This window comes from Wenyingzhuangia sp. IMCC45533, from assembly GCF_054111225.1.
The window spans coordinates 2,078,582-2,101,339 of the sequence record NZ_CM134197.1; the positions used below are offsets into that span (position 1 = coordinate 2,078,582).

21 protein-coding genes are annotated in these 22,758 nt (G+C 32.9%); 7 read left to right on the forward strand and 14 right to left on the reverse strand.

The features are described 5' to 3' along the window. The first annotated feature begins 131 nt into the window (after nucleotides 1-131). Complete coding sequence (locus tag ACXGQW_RS09205) at nucleotides 132-494, forward strand: methylglyoxal synthase (protein WP_457822186.1); 363 nt, start codon at nucleotides 132-134, stop codon at nucleotides 492-494. Nucleotides 495-504: 10 nt separating this feature from the next. On the opposite strand, the gene ACXGQW_RS09210 is transcribed toward ACXGQW_RS09205, so the two are convergent. From ACXGQW_RS09210 to truA, 5 genes are all read right to left on the reverse strand, one after another. Further along, nucleotides 505-2,802 carry a transglycosylase domain-containing protein gene (locus ACXGQW_RS09210; protein ID WP_457822188.1) on the reverse strand — a complete coding sequence of 766 codons (2,298 nt, stop codon included), beginning with the start codon at nucleotides 2,800-2,802 and terminating at the stop codon, nucleotides 505-507. Nucleotides 2,803-2,966: 164 nt separating this feature from the next. Further along, nucleotides 2,967-5,246 (reverse strand): transglycosylase domain-containing protein, encoded by a 2,280-nt coding sequence (locus tag ACXGQW_RS09215; protein ID WP_457822190.1) that lies wholly within the window; start codon nucleotides 5,244-5,246, stop codon nucleotides 2,967-2,969. Between the two features lie 3 nt (nucleotides 5,247-5,249). Then, on the reverse strand, nucleotides 5,250-5,630 hold the full coding sequence (locus ACXGQW_RS09220; protein ID WP_457822192.1) for a RidA family protein: 381 nt from the start codon (nucleotides 5,628-5,630) through the stop codon (nucleotides 5,250-5,252). Nucleotide 5,631: 1 nt separating this feature from the next. Continuing rightward, entirely contained in the window at nucleotides 5,632-7,404 is a 1,773-nt protein-coding gene (locus tag ACXGQW_RS09225; RefSeq protein WP_457822194.1) for an ABC transporter ATP-binding protein, read from the reverse strand. Then, nucleotides 7,394-8,143, reverse strand: coding sequence for a tRNA pseudouridine(38-40) synthase TruA (gene truA, locus ACXGQW_RS09230; RefSeq protein ID WP_457822195.1), 750 nt, complete (start codon nucleotides 8,141-8,143; stop codon nucleotides 7,394-7,396). Before truA ends, ACXGQW_RS09225 begins: the two co-directional genes overlap by 11 nt. Nucleotides 8,144-8,252: 109 nt before the next feature. Here truA and ACXGQW_RS09235 point away from each other — a divergent pair, with 109 nt between their 5' ends. Beyond that, a complete protein-coding gene (locus tag ACXGQW_RS09235; protein ID WP_457822197.1) occupies nucleotides 8,253-8,747 on the forward strand; it encodes a metallophosphoesterase family protein in 495 nt (164 codons plus the stop codon). On the opposite strand, the gene ACXGQW_RS09240 is transcribed toward ACXGQW_RS09235, so the two are convergent. Both ACXGQW_RS09240 and ACXGQW_RS09245 read right to left on the reverse strand, forming a co-directional pair. Further along, a complete protein-coding gene (locus tag ACXGQW_RS09240) occupies nucleotides 8,744-10,519 on the reverse strand; it encodes an AMP-dependent synthetase/ligase (RefSeq protein ID WP_457822199.1) in 1,776 nt (591 codons plus the stop codon). The genes ACXGQW_RS09235 and ACXGQW_RS09240 overlap by 4 nt on opposite strands. A 56-nt stretch (nucleotides 10,520-10,575) precedes the next feature. After that, entirely contained in the window at nucleotides 10,576-11,520 is a 945-nt protein-coding gene (locus tag ACXGQW_RS09245) for a LysR family transcriptional regulator (protein WP_457822201.1), read from the reverse strand. Nucleotides 11,521-11,859: 339 nt separating this feature from the next. Here ACXGQW_RS09245 and ACXGQW_RS09250 point away from each other — a divergent pair, with 339 nt between their 5' ends. The 5 genes from ACXGQW_RS09250 to ACXGQW_RS09270 all read left to right on the forward strand — a co-directional run bounded on the left by ACXGQW_RS09250 (nucleotide 11,860) and on the right by ACXGQW_RS09270 (nucleotide 18,073). Next, complete coding sequence (locus ACXGQW_RS09250) at nucleotides 11,860-12,660, forward strand: HAD-IIB family hydrolase (RefSeq protein WP_457822203.1); 801 nt, start codon at nucleotides 11,860-11,862, stop codon at nucleotides 12,658-12,660. Continuing rightward, nucleotides 12,653-13,813, forward strand: coding sequence for a glycerate kinase type-2 family protein (locus ACXGQW_RS09255; RefSeq protein WP_457822205.1), 1,161 nt, complete (start codon nucleotides 12,653-12,655; stop codon nucleotides 13,811-13,813). The genes ACXGQW_RS09250 and ACXGQW_RS09255 overlap by 8 nt, the downstream gene beginning before the upstream one ends. Nucleotide 13,814: 1 nt before the next feature. Then, a complete protein-coding gene (locus tag ACXGQW_RS09260) occupies nucleotides 13,815-15,026 on the forward strand; it encodes a glycosyl transferase (protein WP_457822207.1) in 1,212 nt (403 codons plus the stop codon). A gap of 3 nt (nucleotides 15,027-15,029) precedes the next feature. Then, entirely contained in the window at nucleotides 15,030-16,757 is a 1,728-nt protein-coding gene (locus tag ACXGQW_RS09265; protein WP_457822208.1) for a sugar phosphorylase, read from the forward strand. 113 nt (nucleotides 16,758-16,870) lie between these two features. Continuing rightward, nucleotides 16,871-18,073, forward strand: a complete 1,203-nt coding sequence (locus ACXGQW_RS09270; RefSeq protein WP_457821478.1) for an IS256 family transposase — start codon at nucleotides 16,871-16,873, stop codon at nucleotides 18,071-18,073. 101 nt (nucleotides 18,074-18,174) lie between these two features. Here the strand turns inward: ACXGQW_RS09270 and ACXGQW_RS09275 are convergent, their stop codons facing one another. From ACXGQW_RS09275 to ACXGQW_RS09305, 7 genes are all read right to left on the reverse strand, one after another. Next, a complete protein-coding gene (locus ACXGQW_RS09275) occupies nucleotides 18,175-18,507 on the reverse strand; it encodes a T9SS type A sorting domain-containing protein (protein ID WP_457822210.1) in 333 nt (110 codons plus the stop codon). A gap of 181 nt (nucleotides 18,508-18,688) precedes the next feature. Further along, nucleotides 18,689-19,021, reverse strand: a complete 333-nt coding sequence (locus tag ACXGQW_RS09280) for a T9SS type A sorting domain-containing protein (RefSeq protein ID WP_457822212.1) — start codon at nucleotides 19,019-19,021, stop codon at nucleotides 18,689-18,691. 244 nt (nucleotides 19,022-19,265) lie between these two features. After that, nucleotides 19,266-20,237, reverse strand: coding sequence for a transketolase family protein (locus ACXGQW_RS09285; RefSeq protein WP_457822214.1), 972 nt, complete (start codon nucleotides 20,235-20,237; stop codon nucleotides 19,266-19,268). Between the two features lie 65 nt (nucleotides 20,238-20,302). After that, nucleotides 20,303-20,878, reverse strand: coding sequence for a Maf family nucleotide pyrophosphatase (locus tag ACXGQW_RS09290; protein WP_457822216.1), 576 nt, complete (start codon nucleotides 20,876-20,878; stop codon nucleotides 20,303-20,305). An 11-nt stretch (nucleotides 20,879-20,889) separates the two neighbouring features. Continuing rightward, nucleotides 20,890-21,738 carry a geranylgeranylglycerol-phosphate geranylgeranyltransferase gene (locus ACXGQW_RS09295; protein WP_457822218.1) on the reverse strand — a complete coding sequence of 283 codons (849 nt, stop codon included), beginning with the start codon at nucleotides 21,736-21,738 and terminating at the stop codon, nucleotides 20,890-20,892. Continuing rightward, entirely contained in the window at nucleotides 21,739-22,194 is a 456-nt protein-coding gene (gene smpB / locus ACXGQW_RS09300) for an SsrA-binding protein SmpB (protein WP_457822220.1), read from the reverse strand. 1 nt (nucleotide 22,195) lies between these two features. Next, nucleotides 22,196-22,636, reverse strand: coding sequence for a hypothetical protein (locus tag ACXGQW_RS09305; RefSeq protein WP_457822222.1), 441 nt, complete (start codon nucleotides 22,634-22,636; stop codon nucleotides 22,196-22,198). Nucleotides 22,637-22,758 lie beyond the last annotated feature (122 nt).

Here is a 22,758-nt window from a genome sequence, read left to right on the forward strand (position 1 = left end):
GAGATACAACTTATTATCAAAATAAAGTCTTTACCGTATTCATAAAGAATGAATAAAGCTATGATAAAAATTGTTTAGTTTATTTTATAGCGTGATAATTTATATATTGTGTCTTTGTAAACACGACTCAGATGGAAATAGCAATTATTGCTCACGATGGAAAAAAAGCAGATATGGTTCAGTTTTTAATGGAACACAAGGAGCTTTTAAAAGATAAAGAAATTCAGTTAATTTCTACAGGAACGACGGGTACTAAAGTAGAAGCTGCTGGTTTAAGTGTTCATAAATATCTATCAGGTCCTTTGGGAGGAGATGCTCAAATAGCTGCTAGGGTAGCAGAAGGAAAAACAGGAATGGTAATTTTCTTTAGAGATCCTTTAGAAAAGCACCCACATGAGCCAGACATTTTTATGCTAATGCGTTTGTGTGATGTCTACAATGTACCTTTAGCGACCAACCCGGCTACCGCAACACTACTTATCAAATCAGCATAAATCCACTAGTTTATTCGTTGATTGATAGTTTGTTTTGTAGGATACTATCACGCTGAATGCTGTTATTATCAAAAGAAGAGGCTAAACGTTGTATGTCTTTATATTTTGAGTTTTCTGTATTAAAATCTGTGTCAAACATATCTAGAATATTCGGTTCTCTATAAAAATCACAATCACAATCGGCAATAGTTTCTTCTGAAAAGTCGTCGAATCCAGCAGATAAATTTTTGTTCAATTCAGGAGTTGAATATTCTTTGGAAAGAATATTACCAATAATCGGTAGTGCGGCTCTAGAACCACCACTAACTTTTGATGGCATTCCTATGGTTGGATATTTACAACCTACCCAAGTACCAATAACCAAATTTTTATTAAAAGCTACAAACCAAGAATCACTATAAGACTGTGAAGTTCCTGTTTTACCGGCCCAATCACCCTTAGCATTGTACATCCATTTAAGTCTTGCACCAGTTCCTCTTTCCACCACTCCTTTTAGCATATACTGCATTTTTTCCAAAGTTTGTTTGGCTAATAGTGGAATGGTATCTGCAAAATCAGTTTTGTGAGTATAAATGGTTTCTCCCTTATGTGTTTTGATACTTTTAATAAAATGCGGAGTTTGGTATTTTGTTTTGTTAGAAAAAGTTGCATAAGCATGAACCAAATCTTGTAAAGAATAGGTAGTAGTCCCTAATGCACTGGAAGGAACTCTTTTTATTTTTTGTGTCAGACCTAAAGCATTCGCTGTGTTTTGAATATTGGTAGCTCCTACTTTAAAATAAGTTTTAATGGTTGGAATATTTACACTTTTAGCCAATGCTCCCCCCATAGAATAATGTCCTCCGCTCTTATGGTCGTAGTTTGATGGGCTCCAATTTTGATATTTTGCATAGGTTACTTTATTATTGCTAATCCAGTCGCAAGGCTTTAATCCTTTTTCTATAGCAGCTGCATAAATGATAGGTTTAAAGGTAGATGCAGCTTGTCTTTTTGATTTGGTTAAATCGTAAGGCATGTAGTCATAATTATTACCACCTACGTATACATTTACAGCCCCTGTATTACTATTAATTGCATATACAGCAGCGTTAACCATTTTTAAATAATGGCTGATAGAATCTAATGTACTAATGTCTTGATTTTGATCCTCCCAAGTGAAAATGTTACGTGTTTTTACAATTTTAAGACTGTGTAAAATTCTTTGTGTTTTGTACTTTTTTCTTTTCAGAGAACGATATTTTGGGGTATTTTGGGATTCTATTGCGACCACTCTTTGTACCTGTGGTTCATTTTTTAATTGAGTATCCCAATATTCATTCATGTGTTTTTGAAGCTTAGTTAAGTGATTTCTTCTAGCCTCCAAAGCACTGCGTTGTAATTCGGAAATTAAAGTGGTCTCTATAATTAAACCATCCCTTTTTATGTTCCATGTATCATGATCATTTTTCAAATGATTCTTTAATATGTTCTCAGCTTCATTTTCTACAATGTGTAAAAAATATCCATTCGGGTTTTGGTAATCCAAATTTCTATACTTTAAAGTAATTGGAGTTTGAGTTAGTGAGTCGTGTGTGACAGTATCAATATAATTATATTTTAATAGTTTGTTAAAAACAGTATTTCTCCTTTGAATTGCGTTCTCAGGATTTTTTCTAGGATTGTAATAAGTATTGGCTTTTAGAAGCCCTACCAAAACAGCAGATTCGTTTACGGTTAATTTTTCCACAGGAACAGAAAAGAAACGTTGTGCAGCAGATTCTATTCCATAAACATTTTCGCCAAATGGAACAGTGTTAAAATAAAGAGCTAAAATTTCTTCTTTGGTATAAACATCATTCAATCTGTTAGCCAAAATACATTCTTTAATTTTGTTGGCAGGCAAAGACAAAAACTCATAACGTTGTCTAGGATATAAGTTCTTTGCTAATTGCTGAGAAATAGTACTTCCTCCACCAGAATTAGACTGACGTAAAATGATGGTTTTACAAATCACTCTTAACAGCGCAATTCTATCGATACCTTTATGCTCGTAAAAACGAGCATCTTCGGTAGCAATCAAAGATTCAATTAAATTTTTAGGCAAATCTTTATACTTAATATTGGTTCTATTTTTTTCAAAGAATTTACCTAGTATTTGATTATCGGAACTATAAACAACGCTTGCTTGGTCATGTTTGATTTGTGATAATTCATCTCTCGTCGGAATTTTTCCATATCCCCCTTGACGAACATACAATACAAAGGAAAAAACAAAAACGAATACAGTTAGACCTAAAGTCAATAATATAATCAGTAATTTTTTTAGCATAAGATATAGTTTATCTATTTATAAGAATTACTAAATAGAAAATTGTTTATGCATCAAAAATATAGAGGAAAACTGTTTATCTGTTTGATGAGTGTCCGTTTTAAAATTGTTTGAAATCAACTATTACAAATCAGTAGAAATCACAAAATTTTATTGTTTAATTATTAATCTTTTTTTCCAAACAACCACTTAAAAAAACTTCTTTTCTTTTTGGGTTTATCTTTAGGAGTACTAGTATTCTTTTGGGTAAGAGAATCTTCATCGAAAACATCAAATATTTTTTCAATAGTATTTTCTTCTCTGTAAAGTTCACAATCACAGTCCTCAATAACTTTATTGTTAAACGCAGGGAACCCAGTAGATAATAATTGATTGGTTTTATAAGCGTAGCTTTTAGAAATAATTTCACCAACGATAGGAAGCGCTGCTACGGAACCTCCCCCGATTCTTGATGGTAAGTGAACAGAGGGGTATTTACAACCCACCCAAGTTCCAATGGCTATATTGGCATTAAATCCGATAAACCAAGAATCGCTATAGTCTTGTGAAGTACCTGTTTTACCAGCCCAGTCTCCCCTAGCTTTGTATTTTGTTTTAAGTTTTACAGCAGTTCCGTTATCTACAACATTTTTTAATAAATATTGCATAGTCTCCAAATTTTTAGAGCTGATATCTACGCGTTTGATAGCGGCTTTTTTGTGTTGATAGATAATATTGCCTTTTTGGTCTGTAATAGATGTAATGTAGTACGGAGTTACGCGATGGCCTCTATTGGCAAAAGGAACGTAAGCATGTACCATTTGTTGTAAAGAATAATTGGTAACACCTAATGCAACAGAGGGTTTGTCCTTTAAAGATTGATTCAAACCTAGTTTATGGGCAGTTGCTTCAAGTTTTTGATGACCAACCTCAAAATACGTTTTTACTGTAGGTACATTCATACTTTTGGTAAGCGCACCCATCATGCTATAGTATCCTCCATTAGACAAGTCGTAATTCTGTGGAGTCCAATTAACGTATTGTTCGTAGGTTTTTACTTCATTGTCAATCCAATCGCAAGGTTTTTGACCGTTTTCTAACGCGGCCGTAAATACGATGGGCTTAAAAGTAGAAGCCACTTGACGTTCGCTATTAATAAGGTTGTAAGGTAAGAACTGATAATTGTTTCCACCAACATATATTTTAACAGCTCCTGTTTTTGTGTGAACACCGTAAACGGCAGCATGAATCATTTTTATATAATAGGCAATAGAATCTATTTTAGAAATATTTTTTACTCGATTATCATCCCAATCAAAAAGTAGTCTGGATTGTGGCTCTTTAACTTTTAGGTGAATTTCGGAATTGTTATATCCTTTATTTTTTAATCTTAAATAATCCTTAGATTTGATCCATTCATTATTTACGATTTTTTTTATTCTAGGTTGATTTTTTAGAATAGCCCAATAAGAATCCATAGCTTTTTGCAGTTTAGCTAAGTGTTGCTTTCTCGCTTCTAATGCAGATTTTTGTAACTGATAGTTGAGAGTTGTTTTAATTACCAAACCGTCATTTTCAATACTCCACTCAGCCCCATCATCTTTAGTGTAATTTTTTAAAATGTTTTGAGCTTCTTGTTTTACAGTATTTAAAAAATAGCCATTAGGGTTCTTAGAAACCAAATTGTAATAGTTTACCGATAGCTCTTTTCTGCTAGCAGTGTAGTATTGTTCTTTGGTAATAAATGCTGCTTTAAGCATTTGTTGCAAAACCACATTTCTACGTTGCAGTGCGTGATCTGGATTTCTGTTGGGATTGTAGTAAGAATTGGCTTTTAACAATCCAACTAAAACAGCAGATTCGTCTAAGGTAAGTTGATTGGCTGACTTAGAATAAAATCTTTGTGAGGCAGATTCTATTCCATATACATTTTCACCAAATGGGACTGTGTTAAAATATAGGGTAAGTATATCTTCTTTAGTATAAATACTTTCTAAACGATAAGCCAATATGGCTTCCTTAGTTTTGTTTACAGGCATAGAAAGAATAGCAAAATCCTTTCTTTTAAATAAATTTTTTGCCAATTGTTGCGAAAGTGTGCTTCCTCCGCCAGAAGATCTATCTCCTAAAATAATAGTTTTCACCAATACTCTGAGCAAAGAGATGTTGTCAATACCTTTGTGGTTATAAAAACGGCTATCTTCCGTTGCTACTAGCGCATCAATTAAGTGTTTGGGAAGCTTTTCAAAAGTAACGTTGGTTCTGTTGGTTGTAAAAAACTTACCTATTATCTTAGAATCTTCAGAATAAACAATACTCGCTTGGGATTGTTTTATTTTGGTTAACTCCTGCTTGCTAGGTAAGGGTCCAAATCCACCAATATATACCAAACCTACAAATGCTGCTATAAAAATACCTAGTAGAATGATTAATTTGAATACAAAAACAAATAGCTTTTTAAACATATTTTAAAGGTGAGCGATGATAGATATTTCAATATTTACATCTTTAGGTAACCTAGCTACCTCTACGCATTCTCTGGCAGGAGCGCTTTCTTCATTAAAGTAGCCTGCATACACTTTGTTGATTTCTGCGAAGTCGTCCATGTTCGCTATAAAAATGGAGGCCTTTATCACGTTTTCAAAATCAATGTGAGCTTCTTGTAATATGGCTTCTATATTTCTCATTACTTGGTGGGTTTCGTCAACAATATTGTTGGTGACTAGCTCATTATTTTTTGGGTCGATGGCGATTTGACCAGATGCATATAAAATTCCGTTAACACACACGGCTTGGTTATAAGGTCCAACAGGGCTAGGTGCGTTTTGAGTATTGATGATTTTTTTCATGTTAAGAAGCTACTTTTTGATTAGAAAACTGTTTGTCGTGTAAATTTTTATAATAGCCACCAGAGATATTAATTAAATCTTGATGATTTCCTTGCTCTACAATTCTTCCTTTGTCCAGCACGATAATTCGGTCTGCATTTTTTATGGTTGCTAGCCTGTGCGCAATGACAATACTGGTTCTACCCTTAGTAATTTTATCAATGGCAAATTGTATCATTTGTTCTGACTGTGAATCAATAGACGAGGTAGCTTCATCCAAAATTAAAATACTCGGGTTGGATACATAGGCTCTTAAAAAAGCAATTAATTGTCTTTGTCCCGATGACAACATAATTCCTCTCTCTTTTACATTGTATTCAAAACCGTTGGGTAAAGATTCTATAAACTCACTAATACCTATTTGGTCGGCAGCTTGTTCTATGTCATCTAAGGTAATCTGTTCATTTTGTAAGCTGATGTTATTCTTAATACTATCAGAAAACAAAAAAACGTCTTGGAGTACAATGGCAATTTCATTTCTTAAAAAATTTAAATCGTAGTTTTTAACGGAAGTTCCATCTACCAAAATATCCCCACTATCCATTTCGTAGAATCGGTTAATTAAATTGATAATAGTAGATTTTCCTGCTCCAGTGGCTCCCACAATGGCTATTGTTTCTCCTTGTTTTACACGGAATGAAATTCCTTTCAAAATGGCTTCATCTTTTATGTAACTAAACTTTACGTTGTCAAATTCAATATCACCTTTAATACTATCTTTTTTAAACGTACCGTCATTATCAATGTGACTGTCGGTATCCATTATTTCAAAAACTCTATCTCCAGCAACCATACCCATTTGTAGCGTTGTAAATTTGTCTGCAATTTGCCTTAAGGGTCTAAATAACATCTCTGTCATCAAAATAAAACCAATAATTTCTCCTTGGGTAACATTCCCATCAATCGCCAGTTCTTTACCTCCAAACCATACTAATAATCCTATGGCAATAGAAGACAAAACCTCTGCAACAGGGTAGAAAATAGAAAAATACCAAACAGTTTTAACATGTGCAGCTTTGTGTTTTTGATTGATTTTTTGAAATTTGTTGTACTCAATATCTTCTCTGTTAAATAACTGCACAATTTTCATTCCCGTTACTCTTTCTTGTACAAAACCATTTAAGTTGGCTACCTGTGCTCTTACTTCTTGAAAAGCTCCTTTAATGGCTTTCTGAAATATTTTAGTTGCATAGATTAAAATAGGAAGTACAATAAAAGCAATCATAGCGAGTTTCCAGTTAATAAACACCATCACAACAGCTATAATAAACATCTTTAGAATATCGTTGATAATCATAAACAAACCTTGGCTAAAAAACTGAGCAATGGTTTCCACATCAGAAACAACTCTCGTAACCATTTTACCCACAGAAGAATTGTTAAAATAAGCCATGTTAAAGCCCAAAACATGCTTAAAGAGTTTTGTTCTAATATCTTTAATCACATTTTGTCCTAGCAAATTGGCTAAATAGATAAAAGAGAACTGTAATAACACCTCAACTACTAATAAGCTAACAATTAAAATAACAAACAATAAAAAGCCTTCTTCGGTTTTAGTTTTTACATAATCATCAATTGCCATGATAATTAGATAAGGTCTAAGCGCAGAAACACTAGCCAATAACAAAGAAAATAGACCTGTAAAAACAAACAGATGTTTGTATGCCTTGGCATAACTCATTATCCGACCAAAAATTTTTAGGTCCAATATGTTTATTTTTTTGTTAGATGCCATTCGTGATGTTTTTAGGGTAAGTAATTTCTGTTAAAAATAATCCATGAGCGGGGGCAGAAGCACCAGCCTTAGATCGGTTTTTGCTTTCTATAATATTTTCAATAGCATAGGGTTCTAGCTTTCCTTTACCCACCTCAATTAACGTTCCAACAATGGCTCTTACCATATTTCTTAAAAACCTATCAGCAGAAATATAAAAAGTTAAGTGATTTTCGTTTAGCACCCATTCAGCTTTTGTGATATCACAGTTGTAGGTCCTCACATCCGTTTTAGATCTAGAAAAACATTGGAAATCTGTGTGTAATAATAATTGCTGAGCAGCTGTATTCATTAAAGAAATGTCTAATGAATGATTGATTTGCCATTGCGTATCAATGGTAAATGGACTACGACCTAACAAAATTCTATACTCATAACTTCTTTGGGTAGCATCAAATCTGGTATGTGCATCAGGTTTTACTTTGATGATTTTGTGGAAAACAACATCATCAGGCAATAAAGCATTGAGTTTGTAGCAGTAAATATCTGAGTCCAGTTCTGCATCTATATCAAAATGGATAAACATTTGAGAAGCGTGTACTCCAGCATCCGTTCTTCCAGCAGCAACTACTTCTATAGGTTGTCTTAAAATGACAGACAGTGACTTTTGAACAACCTCTTGAACGCTAATAGCATTGGGTTGAATTTGCCACCCATGATAGTTTTTTCCCAAATAAGATAGTTCTGCAAAATACCTCAAAAGCTTTGTTTTTTTGTGGGATAAAGGTATTGAATTCAACTGGTACAATCAATATAAACTAAACAAAGCGGAGGGGAATATATTCAGAAAAAATATCGATTTTTGTAGTATGAAAGTATTACTGCTATCCGATACCCACAGTTATATAGACGAAGCTATTTTGAAGTACGTAAAACTAGCTGACGAAGTTTGGCACGTTGGAGATATTGGAAAGATTGAAGTTACAGACACCTTAAAAAAGCTAAAACCTCTTAGAGCGGTTTACGGAAATATTGATGGGACAGAGATTAGAACTGAATTTCCATTAGACAATAGATTTATGGTAAATGGAGTGGATGTTTGGATGACTCATATTGGTGGATATCCCAATAGGTATAACGTTAGAATTAAAGAGCAAATTAAAGTAAATCCACCTAAGCTTTTTATTAGTGGACACTCACATATTCTAAAAGTGCAGTATGATAAAAAGTTGAATTTGCTTCATATGAATCCTGGAGCTGCTGGCAAGCATGGTTTTCATGCGATAAGAACTATGTTGAGATTTGAAATTATCGATTCAGAAATTCAGAAATTAGAAATTATAGAACTCGGAAAACGAGCTTAATTTTTGGGATATATTTTGTTGTACAAGCTTTGGTAAATTTCCATTACGGCTTTTCGTTTAATTTTCATAGTTGGTGTTAAATGCCCTCCGTCAATAGACCACTCGTCTGGAGTTAACTCAAATCTTTTAATTTGCTCCCATTTTCCAAATTTTCCGTTACATAAAGACACTTCTTGTTGTATTCTTTCAATAACTCTTGAGTCTGAAACAAGTTCTTGATGGCTATTTAAACCTTCAATTCCTTTAATTTTACACCAATCATAAACATAGTCAAAGTTCAACTGAATTAGTGCAGCAGGCATTTTTTCACCTTCCCCAATCACAATAATTTGTTCTATAAAACGCGAAAGTTTCAACTCATTTTCTAACAAAGTAGGTACAATGTATTTACCTCCTGAGGTTTTAAAAATTTCTTTTTTTCTATCCGTAATTTTTAAAAAACCATCGGCATCAATCTCTCCAATGTCTCCCGTATGAAAGTACTCGCCAGTCATCACCATGTCTGTTTTTTCAGATTCTTTATAGTAACCTAGCATCACGTTAGGCCCTTTTACTAGAATCTCTCCATCTTCGGCAATTTTAACCTCAACATTAGGAAGTGGAGTACCCACCGTTCCAATTTTAAATTTTTTGTTGATAAAGTCGTTAACGGCGATTACAGGCGAAGTTTCGGTTAAACCATATCCCTCTACAATCGGCATTTCGGCAGCAGCAAATATGCTGGAGATTCTAGATTGTAAAGCAGCACTACCAGAAACTAAAATTTCCAAATTTCCCCCTAGGGCTTCTTTCCATTTACTCAAAATTAATTTACGAGCCACTTTAAGTTGATATTGGTAATACCATCCTTGATTGGTAAAAGGTTCGTATTTAACCCCTATCTTAACCGCCCAGTAAAAAAGAGCTTTTTTAAGGCCTTTTAGTTCCCCTCCTTTAGCATAAATTTTATCGTATATTTTTTCGTACAACCTAGGAACTGCGGTCATTATATTGGGTTTTACCTCCTTAATATCACTACTGATTGTTTCTAGAGATTCCGCAAAATAGATTTCAACACTACCATATTGGTACAAGTAAAGTATCATACGTTCAAATACATGACAAATAGGTAAAAAACTCAAGGCTTTAAAACCATCATAAGGTTTAGGAAGTCTTGGAGAGCTATCTATGGTATTAGAAATTAAATTTTGATGACTTAGCATCACTCCTTTAGGTTTACCTGTAGTTCCAGAAGTGTAGATTAAGGTAGCCAAATCGTTCGTTGTAATTGTATCTTTTCTTAGGTTTAAATCCTTATCATTGTTTAAGTTTCTTCCTATATTTAGCAAATCTTTCCAATTCTTTACACCTGCTACTTTATCAAAAGTATACACCTCTATCAACTGAGTGTTATGCTTTATAGTATTGATTTTTTTTAGAATATCCTCATCAGAAACAAAACAGTAAATAGCTCTAGAATGGTTTAAAATATATTCGTAATCATTAGAAGAAATTGTAGGATATATAGGCACATTTTGTGCACCAGTTTGCAAAACAGCCATATCCAAAATATTCCATTCGGTTCTGTTGGTTGAAGAGATAACGGCTATTTTATCATCTTTTTTGATACCTAAATTTATCAAGGCTTTAGAAACAGCGTTATACTGCTCTATGTATTCTTGGATAGAAGTTGAAATCCATTTTCCATCTGCTTTAGTATTAAAAGCTTTCTCCAAAGGCTTGGTATCTAACTGATACATCGGGAAGTCAAATAATCGAGTAATGGATTTCATATAATTGATGATATAGTGTTGTTCTATGTGAATTTAGCAAAAAAACTCTTAAATATTTAGTTTTTTAATTTTAAAGGACTAACAATGTCAACATCGCTAAAAGCAATCACACCTCTGAGCACTGCTGCTATTTCATCTTTTAAAGCGTTGATGATTTGTAGTTTTAAACCAGATTTATGATAAATAATACTCACTTCTCTGGCAGGATGAGGAGTGTCAAATTCTCTGATTAATTCTTTATCTTCTTCTTTTAAATCTAGCGAATGTAGGTAAGGAAGCAAAGTCATTCCCATTCCTTCTTTAGTAAGTTTTATTAAAGTATTGAAGCTACCACTGCGTAAAGAAAACTTTTTCTGCTTGGTTGTTTTTAACGAACTACAGATGTTTAAAACACTTTCTTTAAAACAATGTCCATCCTCTAAAAGTAATAAATCATCAATATCCAGATCTTCTGGTTTTAAAGTTTTTTGATGGAAAAGTCTATGATTGTTGCTTAACAAACCTATAAAAGGTTCGTAGTATATTGGAGATTCTTTAATACTGCTGTCGTTTAGGGGAGTGGCAGCAATGGCTGCATCCAAATGCCCATCACTTAATTTTTGAACTATTTCGGCAGTGGTGAGCTCGTTAATAACAAGTTCTACTTTAGGGTATTTTCTATTAAAACTTTTGAGAAATAGGGGGAGTAAACTAGGCATAATGGTAGGAATGATTCCTATTTTAAATTGCCCCCCAATGTATCCTTTTTCTTGTTCAACAATATCACTTATTCTGCTGCTTTCATTTACAATAGTTTTGGCTTGGTCAACAATTTTAATTCCAACATCCGTCAACTCAATAGGTTTTTTGTTCCTGTTAAATATTTGTACGTCTAATTCTTCTTCCAATTTATGAATTTGCATACTTAAAGTAGGTTGTGTAACAAAACAATGCTCAGATGCGGTGGTGAAGTTTCTATACTCAGCAACGGCTAAAACGTACTTCAATTGTGTGATGGTCATAGGTAAAATATTTGATATCAATATTACTTATAAAGATATTAAAAATCATCATTTATAATTATATAGGTAGAAGGTTTTTACGAATAAAGTCACCCTTCATTTTTACAAAGAACTTTATAGTGTGAAAATTATAAGCAAAGAAAATGAAGTTTAAACTAAATTGATTTTAGGGTTACCAAATTACATGTTCTTAGAGGTTAACGAATCATAGTATGCAAAAGTCAATTTAATAGTTGTTTTTTATCATATAGTTTTTTCTAATTATCCCTTATTTTTAAGCGTAAATAGAAACCAAAAAGTTAACTTGTTCTTTTTTGTTTAAATAAATGACTAAGATTAATGACAACAAACACCATAGTATTTACCGATTTAGACGGTACATTTTTAAATCACGATAACTATTCTTTCTCCGAATCTAAAGAGGCTCTAAGCCTTTTAAATCAAAAAAAAATACCTTTAATTTTCACTACGAGTAAAACAAGAGCAGAGGTAGAAATACTTCAAAAAAAAGTAGGAATTCAAGAACCTTTTATTGTTGAAAATGGTGCAGCTTTATTTATCCCTAAAGGATATCAATCTCAAGATTTTTCGTTTTTAAAAGAATTTGGTGACTATTATATGTTGCAATTAGGACTTGATTATCAAAAAATAGTGGCTTTTTACAACGAATGCAAAGCAGAATTCAACATATTTGGATTTAGTGATATGACCGTTGAACAGGTTGCTGAGCACACGGGATTAAATGTTGATAGCGCTAAATTTTGTAAACAAAGAGATTTTACCGAGCCTTTTGTTATAGATGATGAATCATTGATTGAACAGTTGGAAAAAAAATCTGTTGCAAACGGTATAAAAATAACCAAAGGAGGTAGATTTTACCATATGATAGGTGAAGACCAAGATAAAGGAGAAGCCGTAAAAAGATGTGTGGCTATTTTTGAAAAATTGTTTAAAACAAAAATAAAATCAATTGGGCTAGGGGATGGAGAAAATGATATTCCACTATTAAAGAGTGTAGATATACCTATTGCCATACAAAACCATGCAGGGGAATATATAAGTTTAACGAACAACCGAGAGCAAAAATCCGAGTATAAAGGAGCAAGAGGTTGGAATCAAATGATATTAAAAAATGTATAAAGAGCAGTTACAAAAAATATATTACAAAGCGCTAAACAAGGTAAAGGCAAGTGCTCTTATAAAAGACAACGTAAGTGTTAATGATGAAATAGTTACTATTGTTGATAACGATTATGTCATCACAGGAAATTCTAAGTTGTACGTGTTTGGGGTAGGAAAAGCGGCTTTAGCAATGGCTAAGGAATGCGAACTTATCTTGGGTAACAAAATAAATGGAGGAGTTGTAGTATCCTCATCCAAAGGGAGTCTAACCTACTTGGAACATTATACCTCAACCCATCCTTTAGTTTCAGATAGGAGTATAGAAGCTGCTGATAAATTAATTAACGGCCTTAAAGAGCTGAGTGAAAATGATGTTTTTATTTTTTTACTTTCTGGAGGAGCCTCTGCAATGATAGAAAAACCTATTTCTGGTCTAAGCTTAAATGATTTTACTAAAATTTCCAATTCATTATTAATCTCAGGTATAGATATTAAGGCTTTAAACACGGTAAGAAAATCTATATCACAAATAAAGGGAGGAAAACTCGCAAATTTGGTTAAAGCCAAAGGAGAGGTTTTGGTGCTGAGTGATGTAATAGGAGATGATTTGTCCACTATTGGTTCTGCTCCTATGCACAACTATAAATTCGATCATCACGTTATAGGAAATAACACTATAGCTTTAGAAACTGCCAAAGGATATATTTTACCCAAAGTAGATGCTACAGAAATTATAACGACAGATTTGGAGTGTAGTTCAGAAGAAGCGTTAGAGAAAATTTATGCAGACATCAAAGCATACGATACTAAATATGATAGCTTTTGTTTGTTGTACGGGGGAGAAACAACCACAGTTGTTAAAGGAGAAGATGGCTATGGAGGGAGAAATCAGGAACTAGCTTTGAGGCTGTTACTGACTGATTGTGTGAACGAGAACATTTCAATTTTATGCGCAGGTAGTGATGGTATAGATGGAAGATCCGATGCTACAGGTGCTTTTGTAGATATGGTTATATATGAGAAAATAAGAGAACAAAAATTAAATCCACAAGCTTACTTGGACAATAGCGATAGCAATACTTTTTTTAGAACGCTAGACTATGATTTTGTAACAGGTATTACAGGTACAAATGTGATGGATTTTATAATTATATTAAAACTTAAAAAATAAAATGGCAGATTTTTTTCAGAATGGAGTAATTACAACACTCCAAAATTTAGGAAATAGAAGTATAGAAGATTTAGAGAGCGAATTAGAATCTTTTAGCGAAAGAAGAGGAATGGTATTGTTATTACCAGCACTTTATTCCGAATTTGAAACTCCTGCAATGCACAAAATTATAGAGGAGTTAAAGAATGTAAAGTACCTGTATAAAATTATTTTAGGGTTAGATCAGGCCACTAAGGAACAATTTGAAGAGGTAAAAAAATTAATGTCTGTTTTGCCTTGTAAGGTTGAGGTGTTGTGGAATGATGGACCTAATATTAAAGAACTATACAAAGATTTAGGGAACGAAGGTTTTCCAGGATTAGATAAACCAGGAAAAGGTAGAAACGTATGGACAATGATAGGTTATGCCTTAGCAGATAAGGATGCTTATGCTTTTGCTTTGCACGATTGTGATATTGTAAATTATAGTAGAGAAATTCCTGCAAGGTTATTTTATCCTATTGTTCACCCAGGTTTGGATTTTGAATTTAACAAAGGTTTTTATTCAAGAGTAACAAACAAATTACATGGTAGAGCTACTAGATTGTTATACACACCTCTAATCAATTCTTTATCTAAAGTATATGGGAGTAACAAGTATATAGATTACATGGAAAGTTTTAGATATTCACTTTCTGGAGAATTTTCTTTTATAAGATCTTTGGCTCGTGGTATTGCTATTTCTCCAACTTGGGGCTTGGAAGTTTCTACTTTAAGTGAGGTTTATAAGAACACCTCTAATAAGAGAATCTGTCAGACAGAAATTATGGAGAGTTACGAACATAAGCATCAAGAACTAGGTACACAGAGCAATAATAATGGGATCTATAAAATGGCCAACGATATTGCTAAAACACTATTTAGAGTATTAGCACAAGAAGGAGTCGTTTTTTCTCAATCGTCTTTTAGAACACTATTGGCAACGTACTTTCAAGAATCTAGATTCGAAATTTCTAAGTACAACGCTCTAAGTAAACTGAACTCGTTAGAATATGACAGGGAAAAGGAAATTAAAGCAGTAGAAGCTTTTCAATCAGCAATAAAGGCAGCTACAGAAGAATTTAACGATGACCCAATGGGAATTCCATCTTTATCATCATGGATTACAGTAAGGTCTGTAATGCCAGATTTTTCTAAAAAGTTTGTACAATATGTCAAACAAGATAATGAATAAAATATGCATATATCCAACAAAGAACATACAATAAACAAGAGATTACACAAACTATATTCTCCAGAAATTGCAGATAAAGCAGTTGATAGTATTATAGATTTGATTTTTAAGTACAAAGCTAGAATCAAGTCTGAAGAATACCGTTTAACTGAAAGAGATGTTATTTTAATTACTTATGGAGATCAAGTAAATAGAGATTACGAACCCTCTTTACAAACCCTAAAAGGCTTTATGGATAAGCATTTGAAGGGAGTGGTTAACTCTGTTCATATACTCCCTTTTTATCCCTATTCTTCTGATGATGGATTTTCTGTGGTTAACTACGGAGCTGTGGATCCTAAAATGGGATCGTGGCGAGAAATAGAACAAATTAGCGCAGAATACAGATTAATGGTTGATGGAGTTATCAATCATATTTCTCAGTTTTCAGATTGGTTTCAAGCTTACTTAGCGGGTGATCCTTATTTTCAAGATTTTTTTACAGAAGTAGACCCATCAATAGACTTAAGCAAGGTAGTTAGGCCTAGAGCATTGCCTTTATTGAGTGAGTTTGAGGATCATCAAGGGAAAACAAGACATGTCTGGACTACTTTTAGTAAAGATCAAGTAGATTTAAACTATAAGAGTCATAGAGTTTTAAGAAATGTACTTGATGCGCTGTTCTATTATGTAGAAAAAGGAGCTACTTTAATTAGGTTGGATGCTATTGCATTTATTTGGAAAGAGATAGGAACAGAGTGCGTGCATTTAGACGAAACTCACGAACTAATTCAGTTAATGAGAGAAGTGCTGCACGAGGTTGCTCCAGAAGTAATTATTATTACAGAAACTAATGTTCCGCATCACGAAAACGTGTCTTATTTTGGAAGCGGTGATGATGAAGCTCAAATGGTATATAATTTTGCATTGCCTCCATTATTGCTACATTCTATTCAAAACGGAAACACCGATATTTTGATGCAGTGGGCTAAAACTTTAACGTTGCCAAGTGATAAAGTATGTTTCTTTAATTTTACAGCAAGTCACGATGGTATTGGTTTAAGACCTATTAAAGGAATTTTAACGGACGATGAGGTGAATGAAATGGTTAAAAAAGTCAATTCACACGGAGGTTTGGTATCTTATAAAACAGATGCTGATGGTAGCAAGAGTCCATACGAGCTGAATTGTAGTTATATAGATGCGTTGACACATCCTGATAAAGAGGACTTAGAAAGATGTAGCAGGATGCTACTCGCTCAAGGTACTGTATTGGCGATGCCTGGTGTTCCTGGGATTTACTTCCACTCATTAGTAGGATCTCGCAACTACACCGATGGAGTTAAACATACGGGAATTAATAGAACAATTAACAGGGAGAAATATAATATAGATTGGTTAGAGAGAGAGTTAGAGACCAAGGGAACCTTGGCCCAAACCATTTTAGAAAGTTACAAAAGACTGATTGCTATTAGAACTAACGAAAAATCATTTAATCCTTTTGGAAAATTTGAGTTTTTAGATTTTGGAAGTCAGATATTTGCTGTAGATCAACACAGTGTTGATGGCGAAGAGAGAATTATTGCAGTTCATAACTTTTCAGATAAAGAAATTGAATGTGAATTGCCTGAAAAAATCAATTATCCATTATTGGACATATTAGCTACAAATCAAACTGGCAGTAGTGGTATAACTGATAAGAATGTTATTTTAAAACCCTATCAAATGATGTGGTTAAAAGGGAGTTTGTAAAAATTCCATATAAAAAAAGTGGTAGTGTCCAAAAAACTGTGTAAACAGAAATTAGGCGGGGTTTTAAAACCCCGCCTAATTTTTTGATTAATTTTATAACACACAGTTTTATTATGGATGATTTAAAAAATCAATTTTTACAAAGTGGTCTATTAAAAGGCCTAAAAACAGAAGACGATTTAAGTAATTTATTGAATGAATTACACAGTGCCGCTTTAGAAGCTATGCTTCAAGGAGAGATGGATGCTCATTTAGGCTATCCCAAAAATGGTAAACGCAGCAACACTAATGCTCGCAATGGTAGCACTACAAAAAAAGTAAAGAACCGCCTCGGTCAAAGCGAGATTAAAGTTCCACGTGATCGCAATAGTGATTTTGAACCTGTTGTGGTTCCTAAACACAAAAGCACTTCACTGTCTATAGAAAATATCGTAATCTCGCTTTATGCAAAAGGTATGAGTGTTTCTGATATTGAAGATGAACTTTATCAAATTTATGGCTATAAGCTCTCCACATCATCTATATCTATCATCACAGACAGAATCAATCAAGAAGTATTAGAATGGCAAAACAAGCCTTTAGAGTCTGTTTATTGCGTAGTTTGGATGGATGGAATTGTATTTAAAGTTCGTCAAGGAGGAAAGGTTGTTAACAAAACTATTTACTTAGCCGTAGGGCTCAACAGAGAAGGCCACAAAGAACTATTAGGAATGTGGTTAGGAATGAATGAATCTGCCGCTTTTTGGCAAGGAGTACTTACTGATTTAAAGGCTAGAGGGGTTGAAGATATTTTGGTAACTGTTACCGATAATCTCAACGGATTTACACAATCCATTAAAAATGTGTTTCCAACAGCAGATACTCAAATCTGTGTGGTTCATCAAATTCGTAATAGTGCACGTTATGTGGTTTGGAAAGACAAAAAAGCTTTTACAGGAGATATGAAGCATATTTACAATGCTCCTAATAAAGAAATGGCTAAAGCCGAATTAGACCAGTTTGCTGAAAAATGGAATGATAAATATCCTTATGCAGTACAATCTTGGCGTAACAATTGGGAGGAACTTACCGTGTTCTTTGATTTCCCTTTAGAAATCAGAAAAATAATTTACACTACCAATCTAATTGAAAATCTTAATGGCAAAATTAGAAAATACACTAAAAACAAAATGAGCTTCCCAACAGACGATGCCTTGAAAAAATCAGTTTATTTATCTTTGATGCAAATTACTAAGAAATGGACCCAGCCAATTCACAATTGGGGACTAATTCTTAACCAGTTCTTAACTATATTTGAAAAAAGGGTTCAACTTTGAAAAAGTTAAACCCCGTAGAATTTTTGTTTACACAAAATATTGGATACTGTCAAAAAAGTCATCCTAACTAGGATGACTTTTTTTATATATAGGATATTTGCTTATTCTATAACTAACTTTTTAACAAAATTACCTTTCTTACTATTACTCATATATCTAATATAGTAGTTCCCAGATTTCATTTCTTTAGTAGAAATATCAATTTTAGAATTCTTGTCTAACTCTAAAGATTTTATAACAACTCCTTCCGCATCAAATATTTCCACGGAGTAATTATTGTTATCGCTAGTCAATGTAAGTTTTTTTGATAAAGCATCGTGATAATGTTTCACGGGGCTATTGTTTTTTATCTTGTAATCAACTGATTGGTTGTTTGCTTGAATAGTTAAAGAAAATAAAAAAGCAAGTGCTAATGTAAACTTAAAGAATTTCATAATTTTATAGTTTTTACGTTAATTGGGAGCTTATTTCCTGTTAAGTTAGATAATATTAGTTGAAAAAAAAAATAAATACGACAAATAACATTAAAATTACCTGTTAATTAGCATGTTTAGTGCTGTGCTATAACCCTGCCTGCTATTTTAGACATAGAAATAGTAGATAGTCACACAAGATTTACTCTATTACCAATTTTTTTACAAAATTACCTTTTTTATTGTTGCTCATGTATCTGAGATAGTAGATTCCAGATTTCATTTCTTTAATAGAAACATCAATTTTCGAGTTTTTATCTAGCGCTATAGATTTTATAACAACTCCTTCATCGTCAAATATTTCTATAGAATAATTATGACTATCACTAGTTAGTATAAGTTTGTTTGATAGGGAGTCATAATAGTGCTTTACAAGACTATTATTCTTAATGTTATCATCAATAGGTGTATTGTTTGCCTGAATAGATAAAGATAATAAAAAGACAAGTGCTAACGTGAATTTAAAGAACCTCATGGTTTTTAGTTTTTTGTTGGTTAGGTGAAAATATTTCCGCTAATTTAGATAACCCTTAACTAAATAAATTGACCGTCATCAATAGCTTGAAACTCATTAATCAATAACATAACAGCAAGTTGAACCCCGTTTTTTGGGAAGGAAGATTAGAGGATTTGTTTCTTTTGACCTCATTATAAAAACTAAAAATCCTTTCTACAAATACAGTAGAAAGGATTCTTTTGTTAAATTTATGAGTGAAAATCTATTTTCTAGAAATCACTTTTTTAGCGGCTTCTACTACAGCAGAAGCATTTAAACCATATTTATCCATCAATTGAGTAGGTGTACCAGACTCTCCAAAAGTATCGTTGGTAGCAACGAATTCTTGTGGGGCAGGTGCGTTTAGAGATAAAGTTCTAGCAACGCTTTCTCCCAATCCACCTAAAAAGTTATGTTCTTCTGCAGTAACAACACATCCTGTTTTGGCAACAGACTTTAAAATTAATTCCTCATCCAAAGGTTTAATGGTGTGTATGTTAATTACTTCAGCACTAATTCCTTGAGCTTCTAATTGCTCTGCAGCTTGAATAGACTCCCAAACTAAATGTCCTGTGGCAATAACGGTTACATCCGTTCCTTCTGTCATTTGAATCCCTTTACCAATAACAAATTTGTTTTCGTTTTCGGTGTCAGTAAATTTAGGCATGTATATAGGAACTACGGGTCTACCAAAACGCAAATAGATAGGACCTTCATGTTCTGCAATAGCGATGGTAGCAGCTTCAGTTTGGTTGTAATCACAAGTGTTGATTACGGTCATACCTGGTAGCATTTTCATCAAACCAATATCTTCTAATATTTGGTGAGTTGCACCGTCCTCTCCTAAGGTTAACCCTGCGTGAGAAGCACACACTTTTACGTTTTTGTTAGAATATGCAATGGATTGTCTAATTTGATCGTATACACGACCTGTAGAGAATCCAGCAAATGTACCTGTAAAAGGAATTTTACCTCCAATAGTTAAACCAGCAGCAATTCCCATCATGTTAGCTTCTGCAATACCAATTTGGAAAAATCTCTCAGGATTTTCGTCAATAAATTCATTCATTTTTAACGAACCAATTAAATCAGCACATAAAGCAACTACATTAGGATTTGTTCTTCCTAAGTGAGCCAATCCAGCACCAAAACCTGAACGAGTATCTTTTTTTTCTGTGTAAGTGTATTTTTTCATTTTACAGTTCTAACATTTAATTGTGGGCAAAAGTAATAATTTTATATGGTAGAAAGTATATAATATTAGAAGTTTTTGAGTTCGTTATATAACTTGTAAACAGGCAGTCCTACCACGTTAGCGTAACTACCTTCAATTTTTTTGACCCCTATCAAACCAATCCATTCTTGAATACCATAACCTCCTGCTTTGTCAAAAGGTTGGTAAGTATCAATATAAAATTCAATCTCGTTTAAACTCAACTTATTAAAACAAACTTTGGTTTTGTCAGTAATAACTTTGGTGTTATTTGTGGTCGCTAAGCATATGGAGGTAATAACCTCGTGGTTGCTATCGGAAAGTTCTTTTAACATATTTACAGCCTCTTTTCTATTTGCAGGTTTCTCTAATGCCCTATCATTAAGCCAAACAATAGTGTCCGCCGTAATTAAAAGTTCATTATCACTTAAATTGATGGCGTTAGATTTATACTCAGCTAAAAATTCAGTAATCTGTTCTGCTTTGAGGTGATGAGGGTATATTTCATCAGTATCGATAGCTCTGCTTTGGAAAGGAATATTTAAATCTTTTAAGAATTGTTGTCTTCTAGGAGATTTTGAACCTAAAATAATTTGATACTTAGTGAGTGTTTCGTTTAACATTTTTCACAATTTTACAAGAAAAGTACAGTAAAAATTCCAAATGCAATAATTAGCTTAAGAATTGTACTAATTTGGGTAAACAAGTTTTTTTTATGCTTTTGGTGTAGTAGGTAATAGCAATACACTAGGGGAAATACAATAAACAAAAAGAGATAAGCTTTTAACCATACGTGAGAAACATGCAAGCTAACAAAAACCAAACATAAAGTTGTAAACGCTAAGGTTGCTTTCAAAACTAAACAAGTTCTCTTAATTCCAATTAGTATGGGCAACGTAGACAGTTTAGCTGCCCTATCACCTCTAATATCTTCTGCATCTTTTATTATTTCTCTATTCAAGTTCAGTAGAAAAGCGAAAAATACTAAAAGGTAGATAATTTGTTTCTCGCGAGAATTACTCGGGATGACCAAAGAAATCAAAAAAATAGATAGTCCGGTAAGCGCAGCAATTAAAATATTTCCTATCAGTGCTTTTTGTTTTAAGTGGCAACTATAGATGTATAAAAGTACGGCAGTAAGGTTTATAAATGTAAAGAGAGTTAGGTTATGGTAAAAGTAAAAAGATATAATGTTTAACGTAATCGCAATAGCAGTTAAAACATAATATATATTAATAGCTTTTTGTTTACTGATTTTGTCATCAATAATTACCTTTTTAGGCTTGTTGATTTTGTCGGTATCAATATCAAAATAATCATTGATGATGTTACCTGCTGCGGTTAATAATAAAGTAATGCATATATAAAGAATGTTGTTTGCTGATGTTTTGTTTGGGGTGTAAACAAATAATAAAATTAAAATTTGACTGAATGCTACTAACAGTAAATTTTTCCAACGAATCAAACAAAACCAAGCATTCATTTAATAGCTTTTTTTAACCCTAGCCAACGCTATTTTATTGTCTCTATCTTTAAGTGATTGTCTTTTATCGTAAAGTTTTTTACCTCTGCATAGTGCAATTTCCAATTTGGCCAAACCTTTATCATTTAAAAACATTTTTAAAGGAACAATAGTTAGACCACCAGATTGCACTTCTTTATGTAATTTTTTTAATTCTTTTTTGTTTAAAAGAAGTTTACGAGCGCTTTTAGGTTTATGATTATATGCATTACCATAGAGGTATTCTTCAATAAACATATTAATAGCAAAAAGTTCTTCGTTGTCATTAAATTCACAAAAACTATCAGTAATTCTAGCTTTGCTTAGTCGTATTGATTTGATTTCTGTACCCGTTAACACAATACCAGCAACATATTTATCTAGTATTTCGTATTCAAAGCGAGCTCTTTTATTCTGAATATTTATTTTTTTCTGCATTCTATATTTCGTTTATTCTATATCGGATATTAAATCCAAATCTCGCAACCTTCAGAGAAGTGTTACTTATAATGTTTAGCTGAGGTCTAACATCTATTCCAAAAGTAATAGGAGTACTTTGAAGTAAATACTCAACACCAGCTTCACCGTTTACTCCCAATACAAACGGACTACCTATAAAGGTAGATAATCCGACACCAAAATAATACTGAAATGCAGTTTTTTCTACATTCAATCGGTTAACTTTAAAATCATATAACAAATTAGCTCCAATTCCATTTCCAAAGTTAACGTCGCCATGTAAGCGTGTAGTATCGTCAAAATTTACAATTCCGTCTATGGCAACGTTACTATAGCCAAAATCGCCTAGTCTAATACCAATTTCCTGCGCGTTTATAGAATATGTGATGAATAGCACACCGGCAAGTAAAAGTTTTTTCATATTGTAAAAAAAAATATAAAACAAAAATACGAAACATCAACCAATTGCTTACTCATAAAACAAGGTAGTTTATGAGCTTATTTATGACAATCAGTAAATGCGTTTTGTAATAACATGTTTTT

Excerpts from the sequence above, each read along its gene's own strand:
- ACXGQW_RS09205 (WP_457822186.1), top strand. The coding sequence starts at position 132 with ATGGAAATAGCAATTATTGCTCACGATGGAAAAAAAGCAGATATGGTT.
- ACXGQW_RS09210 (WP_457822188.1), bottom strand. The coding sequence starts at position 2,802 with ATGCTAAAAAAATTACTGATTATATTATTGACTTTAGGTCTAACTGTA.
- ACXGQW_RS09215 (WP_457822190.1), bottom strand. The coding sequence starts at position 5,246 with ATGTTTAAAAAGCTATTTGTTTTTGTATTCAAATTAATCATTCTACTA.
- ACXGQW_RS09220 (WP_457822192.1), bottom strand. The coding sequence starts at position 5,630 with ATGAAAAAAATCATCAATACTCAAAACGCACCTAGCCCTGTTGGACCT.
- ACXGQW_RS09225 (WP_457822194.1), bottom strand. The coding sequence starts at position 7,404 with ATGGCATCTAACAAAAAAATAAACATATTGGACCTAAAAATTTTTGGT.
- ACXGQW_RS09235 (WP_457822197.1), top strand. The coding sequence starts at position 8,253 with ATGAAAGTATTACTGCTATCCGATACCCACAGTTATATAGACGAAGCT.
- ACXGQW_RS09240 (WP_457822199.1), bottom strand. The coding sequence starts at position 10,519 with ATGAAATCCATTACTCGATTATTTGACTTCCCGATGTATCAGTTAGAT.
- ACXGQW_RS09245 (WP_457822201.1), bottom strand. The coding sequence starts at position 11,520 with ATGACCATCACACAATTGAAGTACGTTTTAGCCGTTGCTGAGTATAGA.
- ACXGQW_RS09250 (WP_457822203.1), top strand. The coding sequence starts at position 11,860 with ATGACAACAAACACCATAGTATTTACCGATTTAGACGGTACATTTTTA.
- ACXGQW_RS09255 (WP_457822205.1), top strand. The coding sequence starts at position 12,653 with ATGTATAAAGAGCAGTTACAAAAAATATATTACAAAGCGCTAAACAAG.
- ACXGQW_RS09260 (WP_457822207.1), top strand. The coding sequence starts at position 13,815 with ATGGCAGATTTTTTTCAGAATGGAGTAATTACAACACTCCAAAATTTA.
- ACXGQW_RS09265 (WP_457822208.1), top strand. The coding sequence starts at position 15,030 with ATGCATATATCCAACAAAGAACATACAATAAACAAGAGATTACACAAA.
- ACXGQW_RS09270 (WP_457821478.1), top strand. The coding sequence starts at position 16,871 with ATGGATGATTTAAAAAATCAATTTTTACAAAGTGGTCTATTAAAAGGC.
- ACXGQW_RS09275 (WP_457822210.1), bottom strand. The coding sequence starts at position 18,507 with ATGAAATTCTTTAAGTTTACATTAGCACTTGCTTTTTTATTTTCTTTA.
- ACXGQW_RS09280 (WP_457822212.1), bottom strand. The coding sequence starts at position 19,021 with ATGAGGTTCTTTAAATTCACGTTAGCACTTGTCTTTTTATTATCTTTA.
- ACXGQW_RS09285 (WP_457822214.1), bottom strand. The coding sequence starts at position 20,237 with ATGAAAAAATACACTTACACAGAAAAAAAAGATACTCGTTCAGGTTTT.
- ACXGQW_RS09290 (WP_457822216.1), bottom strand. The coding sequence starts at position 20,878 with ATGTTAAACGAAACACTCACTAAGTATCAAATTATTTTAGGTTCAAAA.
- ACXGQW_RS09295 (WP_457822218.1), bottom strand. The coding sequence starts at position 21,738 with ATGAATGCTTGGTTTTGTTTGATTCGTTGGAAAAATTTACTGTTAGTA.
- smpB (WP_457822220.1), bottom strand. The coding sequence starts at position 22,194 with ATGCAGAAAAAAATAAATATTCAGAATAAAAGAGCTCGCTTTGAATAC.
- ACXGQW_RS09305 (WP_457822222.1), bottom strand. The coding sequence starts at position 22,636 with ATGAAAAAACTTTTACTTGCCGGTGTGCTATTCATCACATATTCTATA.